This window comes from Serratia sp. AXJ-M, assembly GCF_046531865.1.
GTDB classification, from domain to species: domain Bacteria; phylum Pseudomonadota; class Gammaproteobacteria; order Enterobacterales; family Enterobacteriaceae; genus Serratia; species Serratia liquefaciens.
This window is the reverse complement of record NZ_CP059394.1, coordinates 1,443,646-1,462,831: the sequence shown is the minus strand read 5'-3', so window position 1 is coordinate 1,462,831 and position 19,186 is coordinate 1,443,646. Positions and strand designations below refer to the sequence as shown.

The 19,186-nt window shown below is 56.7% G+C and carries 17 protein-coding genes; 5 read left to right on the top strand and 12 right to left on the bottom strand.

Annotated features, from left to right (window positions below; translation table 11 throughout):
• Positions 1-153 precede the first annotated feature (153 nt).
• From H0S68_RS06890 to H0S68_RS06865, 6 genes are all read right to left on the bottom strand, one after another.
• Entirely contained in the window at positions 154-2,721 is a 2,568-nt protein-coding gene (locus H0S68_RS06890; protein ID WP_410529260.1) for a putative mucin/carbohydrate-binding domain-containing protein, read from the bottom strand.
• Positions 2,722-2,993: 272 nt separating this feature from the next.
• Positions 2,994-3,893 (bottom strand): phosphonate ABC transporter, permease protein PhnE, encoded by a 900-nt coding sequence (phnE, locus tag H0S68_RS06885; protein WP_041414326.1) that lies wholly within the window; start codon positions 3,891-3,893, stop codon positions 2,994-2,996.
• Positions 3,890-4,753, bottom strand: coding sequence for a phosphonate ABC transporter, permease protein PhnE (phnE, locus tag H0S68_RS06880; RefSeq protein ID WP_020825830.1), 864 nt, complete (start codon positions 4,751-4,753; stop codon positions 3,890-3,892). The genes phnE (H0S68_RS06885) and phnE (H0S68_RS06880) overlap by 4 nt, the downstream gene beginning before the upstream one ends.
• 58 nt (positions 4,754-4,811) lie before the next feature.
• Positions 4,812-5,744: a phosphonate ABC transporter substrate-binding protein gene (gene phnD / locus H0S68_RS06875; RefSeq protein ID WP_020825829.1), complete on the bottom strand. Its 933-nt coding sequence runs from the start codon at positions 5,742-5,744 to the stop codon at positions 4,812-4,814.
• A gap of 51 nt (positions 5,745-5,795) precedes the next feature.
• Entirely contained in the window at positions 5,796-6,629 is an 834-nt protein-coding gene (gene phnC, locus H0S68_RS06870) for a phosphonate ABC transporter ATP-binding protein (protein WP_020825828.1), read from the bottom strand.
• A gap of 123 nt (positions 6,630-6,752) precedes the next feature.
• Entirely contained in the window at positions 6,753-7,775 is a 1,023-nt protein-coding gene (locus H0S68_RS06865) for a zinc-binding alcohol dehydrogenase family protein (RefSeq protein WP_410529259.1), read from the bottom strand.
• A 141-nt stretch (positions 7,776-7,916) separates the two neighbouring features.
• Between H0S68_RS06865 and H0S68_RS06860 the strand changes: the two genes are divergently transcribed.
• Together H0S68_RS06860 and H0S68_RS06855 are read left to right on the top strand one after the other, a co-directional pair.
• Positions 7,917-8,822 carry a GntR family transcriptional regulator gene (locus tag H0S68_RS06860; protein WP_046374183.1) on the top strand — a complete coding sequence of 302 codons (906 nt, stop codon included), beginning with the start codon at positions 7,917-7,919 and terminating at the stop codon, positions 8,820-8,822.
• Positions 8,823-9,040: 218 nt separating this feature from the next.
• Positions 9,041-10,399: an MFS transporter gene (locus H0S68_RS06855; protein WP_041414323.1), complete on the top strand. Its 1,359-nt coding sequence runs from the start codon at positions 9,041-9,043 to the stop codon at positions 10,397-10,399.
• A gap of 43 nt (positions 10,400-10,442) precedes the next feature.
• On the opposite strand, the gene trpS is transcribed toward H0S68_RS06855, so the two are convergent.
• Both trpS and H0S68_RS06845 read right to left on the bottom strand, forming a co-directional pair.
• Positions 10,443-11,450, bottom strand: coding sequence for a tryptophan--tRNA ligase (gene trpS, locus H0S68_RS06850; protein ID WP_046374185.1), 1,008 nt, complete (start codon positions 11,448-11,450; stop codon positions 10,443-10,445).
• A 157-nt stretch (positions 11,451-11,607) separates the two neighbouring features.
• A complete protein-coding gene (locus H0S68_RS06845; protein ID WP_020825823.1) occupies positions 11,608-12,543 on the bottom strand; it encodes a LysR family transcriptional regulator in 936 nt (311 codons plus the stop codon).
• Positions 12,544-12,672: 129 nt separating this feature from the next.
• Here H0S68_RS06845 and H0S68_RS06840 point away from each other — a divergent pair, with 129 nt between their 5' ends.
• Together H0S68_RS06840 and H0S68_RS06835 are read left to right on the top strand one after the other, a co-directional pair.
• The gene (locus H0S68_RS06840; RefSeq protein ID WP_261108312.1) at positions 12,673-13,419 is read left to right on the top strand and encodes an SDR family NAD(P)-dependent oxidoreductase; all 747 of its coding nucleotides are present in this window, start codon (positions 12,673-12,675) and stop codon (positions 13,417-13,419) included.
• Positions 13,420-13,500: 81 nt separating this feature from the next.
• On the top strand, positions 13,501-14,376 hold the full coding sequence (locus tag H0S68_RS06835) for an NAD(P)-dependent oxidoreductase (protein ID WP_020825821.1): 876 nt from the start codon (positions 13,501-13,503) through the stop codon (positions 14,374-14,376).
• A gap of 41 nt (positions 14,377-14,417) precedes the next feature.
• Here the strand turns inward: H0S68_RS06835 and H0S68_RS06830 are convergent, their stop codons facing one another.
• From H0S68_RS06830 to H0S68_RS06815, 4 genes are all read right to left on the bottom strand, one after another.
• On the bottom strand, positions 14,418-14,945 hold the full coding sequence (locus H0S68_RS06830) for a cysteine hydrolase family protein (RefSeq protein WP_020825820.1): 528 nt from the start codon (positions 14,943-14,945) through the stop codon (positions 14,418-14,420).
• Between the two features lie 27 nt (positions 14,946-14,972).
• Positions 14,973-16,076 (bottom strand): suppressor of fused domain protein, encoded by a 1,104-nt coding sequence (locus H0S68_RS06825; RefSeq protein WP_129940112.1) that lies wholly within the window; start codon positions 16,074-16,076, stop codon positions 14,973-14,975.
• A gap of 164 nt (positions 16,077-16,240) precedes the next feature.
• Positions 16,241-17,113, bottom strand: a complete 873-nt coding sequence (locus H0S68_RS06820; RefSeq protein ID WP_410529258.1) for an oxygenase MpaB family protein — start codon at positions 17,111-17,113, stop codon at positions 16,241-16,243.
• Positions 17,114-17,171: 58 nt separating this feature from the next.
• On the bottom strand, positions 17,172-18,152 hold the full coding sequence (locus tag H0S68_RS06815; RefSeq protein ID WP_410529257.1) for a quinone oxidoreductase family protein: 981 nt from the start codon (positions 18,150-18,152) through the stop codon (positions 17,172-17,174).
• Positions 18,153-18,272: 120 nt separating this feature from the next.
• Here H0S68_RS06815 and H0S68_RS06810 point away from each other — a divergent pair, with 120 nt between their 5' ends.
• Complete coding sequence (locus H0S68_RS06810) at positions 18,273-19,163, top strand: LysR family transcriptional regulator (protein WP_201895607.1); 891 nt, start codon at positions 18,273-18,275, stop codon at positions 19,161-19,163.
• Positions 19,164-19,186: the final 23 nt, after the last annotated feature.

The window sequence follows — 19,186 nt, the reverse complement described above, 5'->3', positions numbered from 1 at the left end:
GGGTTATCAAACCGGCACCATATATATACCCTAAATAATTGGAGTTGCATCAAGGCGGCAAGGGAGCGCATCCCGATGAGCTTACTGTAGTAAGTGATTCGGGTAAGTGAGCGCAGCCAACACAGAGGCAGCTTCAAGTATGACGGGTATAGGTTATTCAGTAATCCGTTCCAACCCCACCGGCGTGAGGCAATAGCTCTGCTGCTTGCCCTTTTCAGCCAGCCGGACATGCTGCATCTCGTTGGTGATAATCAGGCGGTTATCCGGTTCCTCATGACGCAGTTGAATCACCTCGCCGCCGTAGCCGGAAATTGGCAACACGACCGAACGAGCCTGTTGCTCCTGGTTACCCACCACCTCATCGCTATACAGCACGTTACCTTCCGCATCCGTGTAGCTAACGGCCGCATAAACATCCTTGAAGTAATGATGTGCAATCCCTGCCCCAATCGACAGGGTGAAAGTTTTCTTCACCAAATCGACCGTACCGGTCAGGAACTGACGATCGCCAATGCCTTTGCCGGCAATGGTAAAGGCATTGCCCAGGTGATCTCCCGGCCGGGTATTGTGAGCCGGAATGCAGTCCTGATAGCTTGCCGATAACTGCTCGCGCTGCGGGCTGTCGAAGGTGTTGATCGCCAGATAGATATCGTCTTTAAACTCACTGAATGGCGCTAAATACGCCTGACGGTATTCACGCAGACGCTGTACCGCTGCCTCAAGACGCACCAACAGAGCTGCCTGCGGATCTCCCGACAAGGTTTCGTTCTTCAATCCGTATTGGGTGATCGTCAATACGTTGGTTTTATTTTTATTATCAATGATATCCGGAGAGGCCGGTGCCACCCGTACGCGTCCCGGCTCCACATGATAGATTTCAATTTTGTCGCCGACGGCAAGAGGCAACTCATCATGGCTCAGGCTCGCGGCGGTACCCTGGATATCCTTGCTGAAGATCACCGCATCTTGTGCATTGCGCAGGGTGATTTTGGCATAGGTCTCTCCGGGGAAGTAAGAGTGCGGTTCCTTGCTGGTAACGTCAATCACCACTTTGCCCCTGCCGCGATCGGCCACAACCGTGGCGAAAACGGCATCACTCAGCCCCAACAGATTAATTTCTTGCGTAGCGATCGGCGACGCAACTTTTTTAACCAAGCCGAGCTTCAGCGCGTTATCGCCCTGTTTCAGCACCAGGTAACCCTGGGCCAACTGATACTTCCGGTCTTTGCCGGTAGGCAGTCGCAGGGTATAAACGCCAATCGGTAGCTCTTTCAGCACCAGGGTTGAGCTGTCGATCCGCATTTTGCGAACGTAACGGGCCCCTTCCAGCAGGATCAGATCTTCGCCGTAAATCTGGGCGAAATCGTCAATGTCAAAGCTCAGGGTAACGTTGCCTTTCAGGCCGGTAGCCTTCAACTGGGCGGAATCCACCAGACGCAGGGTGGAGTCCAGCTTCAACTGCGTTTTCACCGCATCGAGATCCTGCGCGGCAACCAATTGATAGAGAGGATAAACCGCTTTCGCGTGGCTAAAGACATTACGCTTCTGCTGAGCCGGTGTGACGTAGCCGCCGACCAGTTGGATAAATGGCGTAACGTCAATCTGCTCGCCGGAGATCGCAAAGCTTTCGCTGAGCATATCCAGCAGCGCATGTTCGGAAGGAACAAAGCCTGGGGTGTTGCAACGTTTACGGTATTGCTGATTAAAGTGGGTGAAGGCATTTTTGCCCGCCTTATCCACCATCAGAACCGCAAAGTAGAGTTTCGAGCGCAGGTCCCATTGATTAAGCGGAGTAGCTTTGGCGATAAAATCGACAATAACCTTCTCCACGCCGGCCATATCGCCATGCGCATACAACCAGCCTTCTTGATATTTGCGCGCCCCCAGCATCACGTCCTGATAACAGGCAGCATAGATATTGTTCCACATCTCACCGGTGGCGAAGTATTTATCGCCCATAAAATGGCCCTGATAACCATGGGCAATTTCATGCAGGCTTCCCCAGTTATTGTCTTTCGGGGTTAGCCAGAAACTGCTGACCGAATTACTGGTTTCCGCCGTCCAACGACCACCGTAATAAGCAGCACCGGCGCCATTTTTATCGGCCTTAATAAAGTAGCGGTTTTTAATATTAAGATCCGAAGCATTCTCAGCCTCGAATGACACCCCCGCCAGCGCATTATAAAAAGTGAAAATACGATCGTAATAGGCGATCAGGCCGTCGATGTTTTTAGCTTCGCCCAGCGCCTTCAGCTCTTTTTTGCTGATTTTTGGCACCAGCAGCGCCGCGTAGTCGGACTCGACAAGTGCAAACTCCGCATCCTGATTATCCCAGCGGGCGAAGAACGCCGTTTCGTTTTCGCCTTTACGGTAGACCGGCAAGATTTTCGACGTGTCCGGGTACTCAACCTCCACGACGGGCGCCCCAGCCGCATATGGCGTGTCGATAAACGGCACGGATACGGCCTTCACGCTGGCCTCAACCCAGCTGCTGCCGATAGTGAATTCGGCCTCGGTTTTGCTGTCGTCGTTCAGCAAGCGCAGCTTCAGCTTGCCGCTAAAGGCCGCATTGGTCTGGCGAACGCGCACCACTTGGCCGGCGGCGAGAATAATCCCCAGATGTTGACGATCGTGGTCAATCCCTTTGCTCATGCCCGCAGCATCTAACCAAACGGGTCGCGTCAAAGTATAAAGTGATTTTGATTTAGTGATAGTTGGCATCCTGCATTCCTCAAGGTTATTTTGTCCTCTAACAGACCTGGATAAAATAATTAAGAATGCACTTACGCACTAATCGATAGCGATTACTGAAGTACCACACAACACATAGAACATCGAGGGGGATAAATCCCATAAAAATAACAAGGCGCAACGGTGACATTGCGCCTTAATCATAATTACCTGGCTATTTATACGCTGCGTTAATCTTGTAAGTGGATAACGCAGCATCAGAAGCCAAATATATCCAACCGCCAGTGAAATAGTGTCAGTGCTTAATCGATTTGGCTTTTCTGCTGGTACAACGGAATGTCTTCGCCGATGATGTATTTATTACGCAGGATCGACGACACCTTATCCATAATCATCACCACCACCACCAGGATCAGCGTGATAAACATCACGACGTCCCAATTCCACAGCCGCATGTTTTCCGCATACACCAACCCTATGCCGCCGGCCCCCACAAAGCCCAGCACTGCCGCCGAGCGGGTGTTGGATTCAATCTGGTAAAGGCTTAACGCCAGAAAGGTCGGGAACGACTGGGTGAAGATACCGTAACGGTGCTTTTGCAGGCCGTTGGCCCCCACCGCCGTCAGACCACGACTCGGGGATTTATCGACCGCCTCATGCCCTTCCGCATACAGTTTTCCGAGCAGCCCAACGTCCTGCATCACGATCGCCAGCACCCCGGCCAGCGGCCCCATACCAACCGCGCGGACAAAAATAAGCCCCCAGATCGCCATATCGATGCCACGAAAAATATCTAAAAACCGTCGCACCACCACCGATATGGGTCGCAACAGCGGCGTTGACATCACGTTGCGCGCTGCGAAGAACGACAGCGGCAAGGCGATCAGCGAAGCGGTAATGGTCCCGGCGAACACGATGCCGATGGTGATGAAAATCTGCTGGAAATAGTACATGAACGGCCAGTTGACGAAATCATGCCAGACGAACATGCGCATAAAATAGCGGCCAAGCTGATGGCATCCGTTAACGAACTGCGGCCAGGAGATGCCGAAAAACTGGAAGAAGAACAGGTAATACAGCGCGATCGCTACCGCGATGATGCCGACGGTGCGCAGGTAGCGACGCTGCTGCGAGAATATTTCCGGATGCTGCTGCTTGAGCGCCTGCATTCCTTCCGCCGTGAGCGTTGGTGCTGTGATCATTTTTTCCCCTCCACGACCCGTTTGCGCAGTTCGCCCGAGGCATAGTCCAGCAGCGAAACCACCAGAATTATCAGCAGCAGCGTCATGCTGACCTGGTCATAGCGATCGAGTTTGATATTGGTCATCAGCTCTTGGCCGATGCCGCCCGCCCCCACCAGCCCCAAAATGGTCGACTGACGGAAGTTGATTTCCAGGCGCATAAAGCTGTACGACAAGAAGACCGGTTTTACCTGCGGCCAAAGGCCAAACCGCATGCGCTGCAGCGGCGTCGCGCCACAGGCCGCCAGCCCACGTACCGGCTTGTTGGACGCGGTTTCGATCGATTCATAAAACAGTTTGGTCAGGCTGCCGATGGTGTGCAGCGCCAGGGCTAAAAAGCCCGGAATGGCACCGATGCCAAACGCCATCACGAACATGACTGCCCAGGCCAGCTCCGGCATGGTGCGCAAAAACGCCACCAGCGTCCGGATTGCCAGCCGCAACGACGCCGGGCTGTGGGTATTATTGGCCGCCAGGAATGCCAGCGCCCCCGCCACCAGTACCGAAAGAATGGTGGCCGCCAGCGCCAGCTGCAGCGTTTCCCAAATCAGCGGCAGTTGGATATTCAACCGATAGCCCCAGTAGGCCAAAGAGCCTTCGGTGCGGCCATCGGCGAACAGCAGATTCCAATGCAGGGTGGGGATGGTTTCCGCCAGATAATCAAAGAAGTGAGGAATGGAGACCCACACGGTGTGCAGGTTGAACTCGGCGATGCTGCCGGCGCCCAGGTAGAGCGCCACCAGACCGAGCGACCAAAACAGCGTCTCGCGCTTTTGCTTGCTGCGGATCTGTTGGTAGTAGTGCGCAAAATCTGTATTCAAAATAGGTTTCCGACGTGAGGAATTCAGCGGGGCTCGACCAGGCCGAGCCCCGTCAGCATTAACGGTCGCCTTTGGTCAGCTCACGTTTCATGTCGATGATGTTCTGGTATTCCGCCAGAGTGGTGTCACCGATGTGCTGTTTACCGCCCATGGCCTTGATGAAGCACTGGTGATCGTCCTTATCCAGCTTCTTGATGGCCGTCACAACCTTGGCTTTGAAATCAGCCGGCAGCGAGTTGCTCACCAGGATTGGGCCATTCGGGATCAGCGGCGACTGCCAGATAATGCGCAGCTGTTTCATCAGATCGGGATGGTCCATACGGATCATGCGGTTGAACGCGCCGCTGGTATAGCCGGTGTTGTAGTCGCCGATCATCGACGCCCAGGTCACCGCGCCTTCGAACTGGCCGTTCAGCACGCCAAGGATGTCCTGCTCATGGCCGCCGGAGAAGGTGACGCTAGAGAAGGCGTTGTTATATTTATTGTCTACCGTGCCGCCGAACAGTTTCTTGAACTCCTGGTTCGGGATCAGGAAACCGGAAGTGGAATCCGGATCGGCGAAGCCAATGGCCTTGCCCTTCAGATCTTCCAGCTTTTTATACGGGCTACCGGCTTTAACCACTACCACGGAGTGGTAACCGCGAGATTGGTCTACGTCGTCAATCGCGATGCCGACGATATCAACCGCTTTCGGATCCTTGATATAGACCGAGGCAAACGACGACGGTGACATGCTCAGCACCAGATCGATTTTGCCGCCCAGCAGACCCTGGATCACGCCAGAATAGTCAGAGGAGTTGCGCAGCTTGGTGTCCACGTTCAGTTCCTTGTCCAGGAACTGCTTCACGCACTGGTTGTCGCCGATTTGCTGGGTGGCGTTCTGTCCGCCAAGAATGCCCAGATTCAGTTCTTTAGGTGCATCCGCTGCGGCAGCATTAAATACCATCATCGCGCCGGCCATCACTGTGGTCAGACTCAATACTTTTTTCATTACAATGCCTTGTGTGTGTAAAGGTAAAAGTGAAGATAAAGGTTCTGGTGGTTAATGGATCTGATTGGCTTCCTCGCCGTACAGCTGGTGCAGTATCCGTTCGTTCAATTGCGAAGGGTGGCCGTCAAACACGATCTTGCCCTGTGCAATGCCGATCACCCGGGTGCAATACTCTTTTACCAACTCGACCGAGTGCAGGTTCACCATCACTGCGATGTCGTTTTCGCTGACTTTTTGCAGCGCATCCATAATGCGACGGGTATTTTTCGGATCGAGCGACGCCACCGGCTCATCGGCCAGCAGGATTTTGGGGTTTTGCATCAGCGCGCGGCAGATCGCCACTCGCTGCATTTGACCGCCTGACAGGTTTTCGGCGCGCTGCAGGGCATGCGGCAGCATATTGAGCCATTGCAACAGCTCGATAGCACGGGCGCGGTCGGTATCGTCAAACAGTTTGAAGAAGGATTTCAGGGTCGAGGTGTGGCTCAGTCGCCCCAACAGCACGTTGGTCATCACGTCCAGCCGTGGCACCAGGCAGAAGTCCTGGAAAATCATGCCGCAGCGGGCACGCCATTGCCGCATCTGACGAGGGGAAAGCTGCGCGATATCCTGAGCTACGCCGTCATCCTCAAAGTGCAGCATCTCGCCACAGCTCGAAGGAATGGTGCCGTTCAGGGTATGCAGCAAGGTGGATTTGCCGGCGCCGGAACGCCCGATCACCGCCACGAATTCACCGACGTGCAGATCGAAGTTGATGTCATCCAGCACGCGATGCTGAGATTTATACGCTTTTCCCAAACCTTTAACCGATAACACTTTTTGTAGTTGAACCGGTTGCTGCCCTGGAAAATCGGTTGGTGCCAGTTTTAACAGTGCCTGAGCCATATGATTTCTCTGGTTTCAGTGACTAATCATTATGGGCACCTATTAACGGATAAGTTTATGACAACGGGATGATGCTTTTGTGGCCGGGAAATGACGCGTGCCATCATTTCCCGCTGGGGCTTATTAAAAGTGAATGACACCCTTAATTAACTGCCTGTTGTTGATCACCTGCGCTTCGTAATGCTCCGCCAGGCTATCGAAATCAAAATGGTGTGAAAGCATCATCTGCGCGGTGATTTTCCCTGCCGCCATCAGCCGCCCCACCTTGGCAAAGTCTTCGCTGGTCGCGTTGCGGCTGCCCATCAAGGTAGTTTCCTTTTTATGGAACTCCGGATCGGAGAACTGCAGGTCGCCCTTAAACAAGCCGACAAACACGATGCTGCCGCCGTGACGAATCAGATCGACGGCGTGGTTCATCGCCTGCGGGTTGCCGGTGGCGTCAATCACCTTGGCGGCCAATTTGCCGTCGAACTGGCCGCGCAGCGCCGCATCAAAGCGTTCATCCTGCGGATCAAGCGTTGGTAACTGCAACACCTGCTCGACGTGCCGCCGACGCTCGGCGCTGGTATCCGCCACCACCACCTGCGCGCCATCGGCTTTGGCAATCGCCGCGACGCCCAGCCCGATAGGCCCGGCACCTACCACCAGCAGCTGATCGTCCGCCGCAATCCCGGCACGACGCACCGCATGAGCGCTGATGGCAAAGGGCTCAATCAGTGCCGCCGCTTCAGGAGCCACATCGTCCACCGCCAGCAGGTTGCCGATCGGCACGCTGAGGTATTCGCAAAAACCGCCATCCTGATGAACACCCATCACCGAAATATTCTCGCAGCAGTTGGTTTTGCCACTTTGGCAAGCGCCACAGCGGTGGCAAGAAATATACGGCATTACCGCCACCCGCTGGCCCACCTGCCAGTCAGTGGTGTTATTGCCGACGCTGACAATTTCACCGCATATTTCATGGCCCAATACGCGTGGATAACTGAAGAAAGGCTGATGACCGGACCAGGCATGAATATCCGTGCCGCAAATGCCGACGGTGATTATTTTGATCACCACTTCCTGCGCGGCAGGAAAAGGCACCGGACGCCGTTGATAAACTAATTTTGTCGGCTGCTCACACACTAAGGTTTTCATTGTTGTCATCGTTTTTCCTCCACTAATGATGAGGAGGTTATTAAATAAAAACCGGAGCGCCGCCGATATGTTCAGACAAATCTGTGAGGTATCGCTAAATAAACCGATTTAAATTGGTTTTAAATGCATAAAAAACACCTGAGGCACAGCATGAGCAGAACCCAAAACCTGCGGCAAAACGTGGTAAACCAGATGATCGACAGCATCAATAACGGCCACCTGCGCTCGCCGCTGCCGTCTCAGGCCGCCCTGGCCGAAATGTACAACATCAGCCGCACCACCGTACGCCATACGCTGGCGCACTTGTCCCAGTGTGGCGTGCTGGAAAAAGTCGGCGATGACTACGTTATTTTACGCCGGGCACTGCCGCAAGATGGCTTCGACTGCCAGAGCCTTTCTCTTGATGAACAGGGGAAAAAGTTTGAAAAGGCGTTCTACCAAATGATCAACCAAAAGCAGCTGCGTGCCGGCGATACCTTCAGCGAACTGCAGCTGTCGCGTGCGGTCAACGTGAGCCCGGTGGTGGTGCGGGAGTTTCTGTTGCACTTCAGCCGTTACAACCTGATCGACAGCGTCCGGCGCGGTCAGTGGAGCATGAAGAAATTTGATCAACGCTACGCCGAACAGCTGTTTGAATTGCGCCAGATGCTGGAAACGCACGCCCTTTCCCACTTTATCAATCTGCCGATGCACGACGAGCGCTGGCTGCAGGCCAAAGAGCTGCTGAGCCGTCACCGCCAACTGCGGGAAAACATCAGCGACAACTATCGCCTGTTTTCCCAATTGGATCGCGATTTCCACGGGCTGATCCTCTCCGCTGCCAACAACCCGTTCTTCAACCAGTCGCTGGAGATCATTTCCGTGATTTTTCATTTCCACTACCAGTGGGATGAAACCGATCTTAAACAGCGCAATATCGTCGCCATTGAAGAACACATGACCATTCTCAGCGCGTTGATCTGCCGTAACGATCAGGAAGCCATCAACGGCCTGCACCGCCATCTGGACACCGCCAAGCAGTCCATGATCCGCTCGATCAATCAGAGCATCGCCTGATTCGGGGTGGCGCTCTTTATTGATAAAAAACACCCCCACAGCATTTAAAACCGATAAAAAGCAGCAAAATATTGGCTGCTGCACGGAACCGCGACAAAACACACCGCCAACCCCATTTCGCCCACTAGGCTTACTGCCGACCACCTGCTAATGCACTTCCCAGGGGAATACCCGGAATAATAAATATTATTAATGCGAAATTCTGGAGGCAAAGAAAGATGGAAAGAACCCATACCGTCGATAGCGGAAAACCACAAACGGATCCCTATTCCGATAACATAATTCCTATGCCACCGGAGGGCATGTTAGTCCGCTCGGCAAAAATTAAAAAAATCCAAACTACGGCCATGTTGTTGCTATTTCTGGCGGCAATAATCAATTTTCTCGATCGCAGCTCGCTCTCAGTGGCGAACTCCACCATTCGGGAAGAAATGGGGCTGAGCGGTACCGAAATCGGCTTGCTGCTGTCGGCTTTTTCATTGGCCTACGGCATCGCCCAACTGCCCTGCGGGCCGCTGTTGGATCGAAAAGGCCCACGTCTGATGCTGGGGATCGGGATGTTTGTCTGGTCGCTGTTTCAAACGCTGTCCGGCATGATCCATAACTTCACCCAGTTTATCTGGGTACGTATCGGGCTGGGGATCGGCGAAGCGCCAATGAATCCGTGCGGCGTAAAGGTGATCAATGACTGGTTCAACATTAAAGATCGTGGCATGCCCATGGGCATTTTCAATGCCGCTTCGACCATCGGGCTGGCGATCAGCCCGCCAATCCTCACGGCCATGATGCTGGCCTTCGGCTGGCGCGGTATGTTCATCACCATCGGCGTGTTGGGGATCGCCCTGTCGATCGGCTGGTACATGCTGTACCGCAACCGGCAGGACGTCAGCCTGAGTGCTCAGGAACAGGCCTATCTGAACGCCGGTAGCGTCAGCGCGCGGCCTGAACCGATGAACTTTCGCGAGTGGCGTGGGCTATTCAGGAACCGTACCATGTGGGGCATGATGATCGGCTTTAGCGGCATCAACTACACCGCCTGGCTGTATCTGGCCTGGCTGCCCGGTTACCTGCAAACCACTTACCATCTGGACCTGAAAAGCACCGGGCTAATGAGTGCCATCCCCTTCCTGTTTGGCGCCGCCGGTATGTTGTCGAACGGTTTCGTCACCGACTTTTTAGTTCGGCGCGGAATGGCACCGCTGAAAAGCCGCAAAATTTGCATTGTGGCCGGCATGCTGCTGTCCGCTTCCTTTACCGCCGTGGTTGCCCAGGCTACCACCACCTACAGCGCGGTGTTGTTGATCGGCATGGCGCTGTTTTGTATCCACTTTGCCGGCACCTCCTGCTGGGGCCTGATCCACGTGGCGGTAACCTCGCGCATGACGGCCTCCGTCGGCAGCATTCAAAACTTCGCCAGCTTTATCTTCGCTTCGTTCGCGCCGGTGGTCACCGGCTGGATCCTCGATACCACCCACTCTTTCAACCTGGCGCTCATCCTCTGTTCCTGCTTCACCCTGATAGGTGCACTGTCGTATATCTTCGTGGTTAAACACCCGATCGTTGACAGCGCCGCCTAAGGATTTCACTCCGCCGCCCTCTCCCACGATTGAGGGCGTGCGTTCAACACAGGCTAAAGAAATCCAGCCCCAACGCGCCTTTCACCTGTGCCAGCGTCTGCTTGCTGATCTTATCGGCACGCTGGGTGCCCTGCTGCAGAATACGCAACAGCTCGCCCTTGTCGGCCAGATACTCGGCCCGACGGGTACGGATTGGCTCCAGCAGGCTTTGCAGGCAATCTTCCAACAGGCGTTTGATTTTCATGTCCCCCAGCCCGCCACGACGATAATGCGCCTTCAGATCGGCAACCAGATCGGCATCCTCACAGAAAGCATCCAGATAGGTGAACACCATATTGCCCTCCACGCGGCCGGGATCCTTAACGTTCAGGTGGCCAGGATCGGTAAACATGCTCATAACCGCCTTGTGCACCTGCTCGGCATCGGCGCCCAGAGTAATGGTGTTGCCGCGCGATTTCGACATCTTGCCCTGCCCATCCAGCCCCGGCAGGCGGCCGACGTTGCTCAACAACGGCTGGCATTCCGTCAGTACCGGTCTGCCAACGATGCGATTAAAGCGCCGCACGATCTCGTTGGTCTGCTCCAGCATTGGTAGCTGATCGTCACCAACCGGTACGTGGGTCGCGCCAAATGCGGTGATGTCCGCCGCCTGGCTGACCGGGTACACCAGAAAACCGGCCGGCAGGCTGCGGGAAAAGTCTTTTTCGATAATTTCGCTTTTCACTGTGGGGTTGCGCTCCAGCCGTGCCACGCTGACCAGATTGAGATAATACATGGTCAGCTCAGCCAGCGCCGGCAGCGCGGATTGCAGGCAAATCGTGGTTTTCTGCGGATCGATGCCGACCGCCAGGTAGTCGGCGACCAGATTCAGCACGTTGGCGCTGATTTTTTGCGGATTGTTGCCGTTATCGGTCAGCCCCTGCAGGTCCGCGACCAGCACCGTTTGCTGATGCTGTTGTTGCAGCTCAACGCGCTGGCGCAAGGATCCGACGTAGTGGCCTAAATGCAGGGATCCGGTGGCGCGATCGCCGGTCAAAATGGTGTAGCTCATTGCATTGCTCCTGAAAGTAAATACACCACCGGATCAACGCAATAAAAATGCCGCCAGAACCGGCGGCATTGAAAAGAGGTGTGAATACCCGTGCCGCCTTCAGAGGAGGCGCCACCAAGACTGGCTGTGAGTGGAGTGCATCGGCATATTCATGCTTTTAAGGTATCCCCCCACTGCGCCGGTTGTCAATAACCGCACGCTGCCAGGCCGCCGCCTGTTCGCCGGCGATACGACAAAATGCCTCGATCAGCGGTGAAGGGGTGCGTAACGCCAGCGCCAGCGTATAGGGCACCGGGCTACCCGCGCCACTCAGTTCGCGGAACACCACGCCGGGTGATTTCAGTACCGCAAACAGAGCCGGCATCAGTGCAATCCCCACCCCACCGGCCACCAGCCCGCCGATGGTTTGCATCTGCCGAGCTTCCTGCACGATACGCGGGCTGAACCCCGCCACCGCACAGGCCTGCAAAATCGCCGCGTGCATCCCCGGCCCATAATGTGCCGGAAACAGCACCCAGGGCTGATCGGCCAAATCGCTCAGCGTCACGTGCCGTTGCGTCGCCAAAGGGTGGTGATCCGGCAGCGCCAGCACCATGCGATCCTGTAAAAAAGGCAGAATCTGCAGCTCATCCTGTGGCGCTATCGGCAGGACCACCATGCCGATATCGGCGCGATCGTCGCGCAGCGCGATCAGCTGTTCGGCGGTGGTGGCCTCCTGCAAATGGAACTCCGCCTGCGGGTGCGCCTGACGAAACTGGCGCAGGATCCCCGGCAGCAGGGCATTGACCGTGCTATCGACAAAGGTCAACCGTAGCGATTCCGTCAGGCCACGCGCCGCACGTCGGGTATTGCCAAGGGTGCGCTCAAACTGCGCCAGGGTCCGCCGCGCCTCGATTAGAAACACCTGCCCAGCCTCGGTGATGCGCGTGATCCGGTTGCCGCGTTCCAGCAAGGGGACACCCAGCTCCTGCTCAATCTTTCTGATGGCGGCCGTCAACGGCGGCTGCGCCATGTGCAAACGCTCGGCGGCGCGGTGAAAGCTCATCTCTTCGGCGACGGCGACAAATTGCCGCAGTTGGCGTAGCTCAATCACGTGATACCTTTTTCGTATTTTGGAAGCATAAATAGAGTATTGGATGTATCGATAGCGAAAGCCAATACTTTCCGAACCCTCAAGTGCTGCGCCATTCCGGCGTGGACCACGGGCACAGGAGAATCAGCTATGACGCAACGTACAGCGGTGATTACCGGCGGATCCAGCGGTATTGGACTGGCCATCGCCCAGCAACTGGCACAACAGGATTACCGCATCGCCATCGTGGCGCGTAACCCTCAACGCCTGCAACAGGCGGCGCAGCAAATTGGCCACGGCACCCGCCATTATGCGGCGGACCTGAGCCAACGTGGCGCGGTGGAAGAAGTGGCCGCCCAGTTGGCAGCCGATCTGGGTACTTTGGATGTGCTGATCAACAACGCCGGTTTTACCCGGGTGATTGCCGCCGATACGCCCCTGGCGCAGGCCGAGCAAGAATGGGACGCGGTGATCGACGGAAACCTGAAAAGTACCTTTTTGTTTACCTTGGCGATGTTGCCGTACCTGCGTAAACCGGGCGGTCGCATCATCAACCTGAGTTCGATCGCCGCCCAATGCGGCAGCGGCAGCGCCGGTGCCCTGGGCTACTCCGCCGCCAAGGCCGGCGTGCAAGGTTTTACCCTCAGCCTGGCACGCGAACTGGGCGAAGCAGGCATCACGGTTAACGCCATTGCGCCGGGCTTTATCGCCGATACTCGCTTTTTCGGTACCGGTTTGCCGCAGGATCGCATTGACGCCATCGCGGCCGAAACACCGATGGGGCGCACCGGCCGGGTAGAGGATATCGCCAGCGCCGCGCTGTGGCTGGCTTCGAAAGAGGCCTCTTTCATCACCGGAACCGTTACCTCGATTAACGGGGGGGCGCGGGTCGGTTAAGAAAGCGTTACATTCCGCCATTTGCGTTCTCCGAGCGTCGCGTTAGGGTGAAGGAAGATAACCTGAGAAAAGGAACGCGATATGAAGATCGGATTTGCCGGCCTGGGCGGTATGGGCAGCGCGATGGCCGCCAACCTGTTGCAGGCTGGCTATGGGGTAAAGGTATGGAACCGTTCGCCCCAGGCAGCACAGCCTTTGGTGAGCGCCGGGGCCGTGCAGGCTCGGCAGCCGGAAGAACTGGCGGAGGTGGACGTACTGATCACCATGCTGGCCAACGATGCCGCCACCGAGCAGGTAGTGGTGGAAAGCGGGCTGCTGCAACAGCTGCGGGCGGGAGCGATTCACATCAATATGGCGACGGTCTCAGTGGCGTTGGCCAAACGGCTGGCGTTGCTGCACGCGGAGCGCAACGTCGGTTATATCGCCGCACCGGTGTTGGGGCGGGTGGACGTAGCCGCAGCCGGCAAGCTGAATATTCTGGCGGCGGGCGATCCGCTGTTGCTCGCCAAGGTGCAGCCGCTGTTTGAGGTGCTCGGCCAGCAGACCTGGCATTTTGGCGACCAGCCCGAACAGGCCAACATCGTTAAAATCGCCGCCAATTTCACGTTGGCCAGCGCCATTGAGGCGATGGCGGAAGGCAGTGCTCTGGTGCGCAACTACGGCGTTTCCGGCGCGGATTATCTGCACATGCTCACCAGTACCCTGTTTGCCTCTCCGGCTTACAAGGGTTATGGAGGGTTGATCGCCGAAGAAAAGTTTGAACCTGCGGGTTTTAAATTAAGCCTGGGGATGAAAGACGTCGGCCTGGCGCTGGAGGCCGGCGCCAACAGCCACACGCCAATGCCGTTCGCCAGCGTGCTGAAGGACAACTTCCTCGACGCGGTGGCGCAAGGCGACGCAGATTTGGATTGGTCGGCGTTGGCCAAAGTGGCGGCACGCAGAGCCGGATTGAAGTAATCCTGATAGGCCCGGATCGCTCCGGGCTTTTTATCTGGCCGTCAGAAACGAATTTCTGCCGTTGGCAGTGCGTCGATCAGGACACCAAAGCTTTCGATATTCGACAGTGTGGCGTTGTGATGGGCGCGGATCTGCAGGCCGGAGGCATGCGCTTTGTCGTGGCTGGTATGCGCATCGGCCGCCAGCGTCACCGGGTAACCCAGAGCGGCGGCGCGGCGGGTGGTGGTATCCACGCAAAATTCGGTGGAATAGCCGCAAACCACCAGATGCGAGATACCGTTCGCAATCAACAGCGGCCCCAATCCGGTACGCAGGAATGAGTCCGGCGTGGTTTTCTCTACCCGATGATCGCCGGCCTTTACCTGCAAACCGGGATCAAGTTGCCAGGCGTCACTGCCGTGCGCCAACTCATCATGCTGCGTTTGATGCTGAATGAAAATCACCGGCACGCCGGCCTGACGGGCAGCGGCGCTCAGAGTGTTAATGCGATCGATCGTCGCTTCGGCATCCGCCGGCGGCGGTGTAAACAACCCTTTCTGCACATCAATAACCAACAGCGCTGACTTCATGATTGGCTCCAGAGAATAAATTCCGTCTCAGCATACCGGCTGACGCGGGCGGAAGATATGGTCAACGCCCTGCTCACGCAGTTTGTTAACCAACTCATGACCCCCATTCGGCGTCGCATGCGCCAGCAGACGCTCGGCTTCAAATACCGGGCTGGCCCAGAAAATATTGACCGGATCGCCATACTGTTTCGGCAAGCTCAGATGCTCGTGATACGGATAAAAGGAGGAAGACAGCACGTAGCCCTCATAGCCCTGAGGCGCCACTTCGGACTCCAGGGTATGCCCTTCGCCAAACCAGGTGATTTTTGACCAAGGCACGTGGGCGAAACCAGCCAACGCGCTGGCCATCTGTATCGCATTTTCCTCGGTCATGTATTGACCGTCGATGGCGATACCCATTTCCATACGGCGATAGCGGGAGGCGTCGTCGTTAAACAGGATCTCTACCCACGGCATCGGCCGGATGCTGACGCCCAGGGTAAGGAAATAGTAGATGCCGTCGCGTTCATGCTGAGTGATCGCCATCGGCGGCCACTTGCCCTGATCGATGGCGTAGTATTTCACCGAGGGGCCAAAATGCTGCTCGTAATGCGCCTGATAATCGCTCTGCATCTTGGGCCAGGGATTCCCTTCCTCCCGCTGCCAACTGCGCCAGAACTGACGGGTACTTTCCGCCAGTGCATACTGGGTATTGGTGGAAGCGGAACCGAGCGGATAAGCCAGCGGGCTCTCTTTAATGCAGCTGGCGGAATAACATACCGAATGGTCGATATACAGGCTCCAGCCGGGGATCACCGCCAGCAATTGACCGTAATACCACAGTGCCGCGCCGTCGTCGCTCTCGGTCCAAACCACCGTCAGCCCTTCCGGGTTCAGCGGCGCTTCCCCTTCCAGATTGCGGCAAAACTCGGCCGCCAGCATCGGTGGCTGCCCCAGCGCCAGTGCCGCGCTGTCTTCCTGCTGCGGCGCAGCGGCCAGGTTACGCAGCCAGCAAGCGCGCACCTGAAAACGCTCGCTATTTTCTTCTGTAGGGTAAATATAAAAATAAGCAGCCCGGTGATCTTGCTGAACCACCGCGACCAGCGTCTGGTTCTCATTACTGACTTCAGCAAGTACGTGTGACTCGTTCATATAACCTCAAATAGGCTCAAGGCGCAGAATAATGCTGCACGCTAAATAAAATGGAAATTGGCTTTTATCCAGTGTAAAGCGCATTACCGCTCGGATCACCCGTAAAAGTCTCAAAAGTGCCCCGAAACATCGGGTTATTGGTAAGAATTATAGTCTGCGCCGATTCAGGCCTGTCGGTTAATTCGGCGCTGCGCACGCTGATATGAACCATTACGCATTGAGGCGCGCAGCACTTTACCGACGCCCCCTGCACCGGTGCGCACCAGGCGGCGGCGTAAGTTTCCGGGATGAAAATCAAACTGTTGTTGCGCCCAGTCAGGCAGCAGGTCGATACCCGCGTGCATCACTAAAGCGCCAAAAGGCCGGGCCAATGCGCTGGGAGCCGGCGCGGCCAGCAGAATACGCGCGACTTCCCGCGTGCGCTCATCGCACACCAATTGCGGACGCATCCGTTGCAGATACTCCTCTACCGCCGTGCAGGAGGTTGGGATTTCTTCCGCCCCCAAGGCTGCGGCTACGCGTGCAGCCTCACGGTAATATTGGTCCTGCTTTTCACGGGGAAGAGACGGGTTGCGGTAGCGTAAATGGCTGGCCAAAAAACGGCTGCTTTCCACCACGTGCACCCAGGTAAGCAACTCAGGATCGCTGGCGGCGTAAGGCCTGCCGTCGCTGCTGACGCCGTTGACCCGCAGGTGAATAGCTTTGACTTTGGCAATCAGGCGTTCGGCTTCGGCGCTGGGGCCAAAAGTGGTGACGGAGACAAACTGGCTGGTACGGCGCAGGCGGCCGAGCATATCTTCACGAAAGTTGGAATGATCCCACACTCCCGCCAACGCCAGCGGGTGCAGCATTTGCATCAGCAAGGCGCTGACGCCCCCGCACAGCATCGAGGTAAAATCGTTGTGCACCTGCCAGATAACCGACTGCGGGCCGAACAGGCCCGGATCCCCCGGCGGATTTTCAAAATCAATGCCGCCGAGCGCCAGCCCGGTCAGGCTGATGACCTGTTTTTCTATCGCTGCGCGTATCACTTCCATCCTGACTGGCCCCGTTTAGCTTCTGGCGGCCAGTGTAACATGAAGCGAAATACGGCTTTTAACTCCGCGGGTCGCTATCGTTGAGCAGCACAATTTTGCCGGCAAAGCTGCGATCTTCCAGGCGACGGTGCGCCGCCGCCCCCTCTTTGAGCGGGAAGGTTTCGATGTGCGGGATAGCAAACTCGCCATTCTGCCAACTGCTGAACAGACGCTCGGCCCGCGTACGTCGCGCCTCTGCGTTATTGAGGTAAGTCCAGAGATCGCCCCCCACTACGCCTTTGGAATCCATCATCAGCTGATAGGCAGAGATCGCCGGTGCCTCACCCCCGGCTATGCCGAAGGTGACCACCCGACCGCCGGGGCGCAGCGCGTCGATGCTTTGTTGCAGGGTGATGCCCACGGAGTCAAAACCGTACTCAACGCCGCCGTCGGTCAGAGCGGCAATCTGCGTGACCCAATCCTGCTGATAAGTGAAGGCCGCCACCGCGCCGTTGTTTAACGCAATCTGCTGTTTATGCGCCGAAGAGACAACGGCGTAAACCTGCGCGCCACGCGCCACCAGCATCCGGGTAAGGATCTGTCCGACACCGCCGGCGGCGGCATGCACCAGGGCGCGATCGCCCGCCTTGACCTGAACGCTGTCATTGATCAGGTACTGCGCCGTCAGCCCCTGCAGCAAAATAGAGGCGGCTTCAACGTCGCTCAATGCCTGCGGCAGACGCAGCGCGTGCTCCACCGGCACATTGATGCGAGTGGCATGACAAAAAGGTACGTCAGCGAAACCAATCCGCTCTCCGAGTTGCCACCCCTGAACGCCCTCACCCAAGGCAATGATGGTCCCAACCCCTTCGTAACCGCCAATATGAGAGGGATTGCCGTGCAGCACGTAATTGCCCTTACGGCGATAGATATCGGCAAAATTCAGCCCGGCGGCCCCCATGCGTACCTGTACCGCACCCGCAGGTACCGCCGGTGTCGGCAGCTCAAGGTATTCGAGCACGTCCGGCCCGCCAAATTGTTCAAACGCTAATGCCTGCATATCGCCACTCCGGAAAATTTCCGCCAATAACACACTGACGGTCGATAGATTGATTATCGCAAAGCGCTATACTCGGCAACAGTGGCCTAAAAAGCATTCAGAAAACACCAGGGGTTTATAATGGATCGATTAACCAGCATGGCGGTGTTTGTACGGGTGGTGGAAAAAGGCAGCTTCGTCGCCGCCGCCGAAGAGATGGCTATTTCACCGACCATGGTTGGCAAACACATTCGCGCTCTGGAACAACGGTTGAATGCGCCGCTGCTTAATCGTACTACCCGCCGCCAGGGGCTGACCGAGGCCGGTCGGGTGTTTTACGAACGCTGCCGCCGACTGTTGGCCGATGCCGACGCGGCCGAAGCCAGTGCGCGGGCGCTGTTAAGCTCCCCCAGCGGGCTGTTGCGCATCAGCGCGCCGGTCACCTTCGGCAACCGCGTTCTGACACCGATACTGACCGAGTTCCTGCAACGGCACCCGGAGGTGGAAGCGGAAGTGGTGCTGTCGGATCGCAAGGTGGATTTGATCGAAGAAGGCTACGAGGCCGCGTTTCGCATCGGGCCGGTGGCGGACGACGGCCTGGTGGCGCGCGCCCTGCCCGATTACCGCATGACGCTGGCTGCCTCGCCGGATTATCTGGCACAGCACGGTGAACCCACAAGGCCGGAGCAGCTCAGCGCACACTGCTGCTTTGGTTTCAGCCAGTGGGATGGCAACCACTTTTGGCGGCTGTTGGGGCCGCCGGGAGAGATCAGCGTACCGGTCAGGCCTCGATTGAGAATGGACTCCGGTGAAGGGGTACGCCGGGCGGCATTGGCGGATTTTGGCATCGCGCTGCATGCCACTCTGCTGCTGGATGAAGATATCGCCGCCGGCAGATTGGTCCGGGTACTGCCGGAGTATTCACCACTGCCGCGCCCGATGCACCTGGTCTATCTGCCCGAAAGGCGGCAATCCGCCAAGCTGGAAACCTTTATCGCCCTGACCGTAGCCAGACTGTGGGGCCGGGTTTAAAATAAATGAGTCCAAATACGGGA

Bases quoted from the DNA above. Each gene is read 5' to 3' on its own strand.
- H0S68_RS06890 (WP_410529260.1), bottom strand. From the start codon at position 2,721: ATGCCAACTATCACTAAATCAAAATCACTTTATACTTTGACGCGACCC.
- phnE (WP_041414326.1), bottom strand. From the start codon at position 3,893: ATGATCACAGCACCAACGCTCACGGCGGAAGGAATGCAGGCGCTCAAG.
- phnD (WP_020825829.1), bottom strand. From the start codon at position 5,744: ATGAAAAAAGTATTGAGTCTGACCACAGTGATGGCCGGCGCGATGATG.
- phnC (WP_020825828.1), bottom strand. From the start codon at position 6,629: ATGGCTCAGGCACTGTTAAAACTGGCACCAACCGATTTTCCAGGGCAG.
- H0S68_RS06865 (WP_410529259.1), bottom strand. From the start codon at position 7,775: ATGACAACAATGAAAACCTTAGTGTGTGAGCAGCCGACAAAATTAGTT.
- H0S68_RS06860 (WP_046374183.1), top strand. From the start codon at position 7,917: ATGAGCAGAACCCAAAACCTGCGGCAAAACGTGGTAAACCAGATGATC.
- H0S68_RS06855 (WP_041414323.1), top strand. From the start codon at position 9,041: ATGGAAAGAACCCATACCGTCGATAGCGGAAAACCACAAACGGATCCC.
- trpS (WP_046374185.1), bottom strand. From the start codon at position 11,450: ATGAGCTACACCATTTTGACCGGCGATCGCGCCACCGGATCCCTGCAT.
- H0S68_RS06840 (WP_261108312.1), top strand. From the start codon at position 12,673: ATGACGCAACGTACAGCGGTGATTACCGGCGGATCCAGCGGTATTGGA.
- H0S68_RS06835 (WP_020825821.1), top strand. From the start codon at position 13,501: ATGAAGATCGGATTTGCCGGCCTGGGCGGTATGGGCAGCGCGATGGCC.
- H0S68_RS06830 (WP_020825820.1), bottom strand. From the start codon at position 14,945: ATGAAGTCAGCGCTGTTGGTTATTGATGTGCAGAAAGGGTTGTTTACA.
- H0S68_RS06825 (WP_129940112.1), bottom strand. From the start codon at position 16,076: ATGAACGAGTCACACGTACTTGCTGAAGTCAGTAATGAGAACCAGACG.
- H0S68_RS06820 (WP_410529258.1), bottom strand. From the start codon at position 17,113: ATGGAAGTGATACGCGCAGCGATAGAAAAACAGGTCATCAGCCTGACC.
- H0S68_RS06815 (WP_410529257.1), bottom strand. From the start codon at position 18,152: ATGCAGGCATTAGCGTTTGAACAATTTGGCGGGCCGGACGTGCTCGAA.
- H0S68_RS06810 (WP_201895607.1), top strand. From the start codon at position 18,273: ATGGATCGATTAACCAGCATGGCGGTGTTTGTACGGGTGGTGGAAAAA.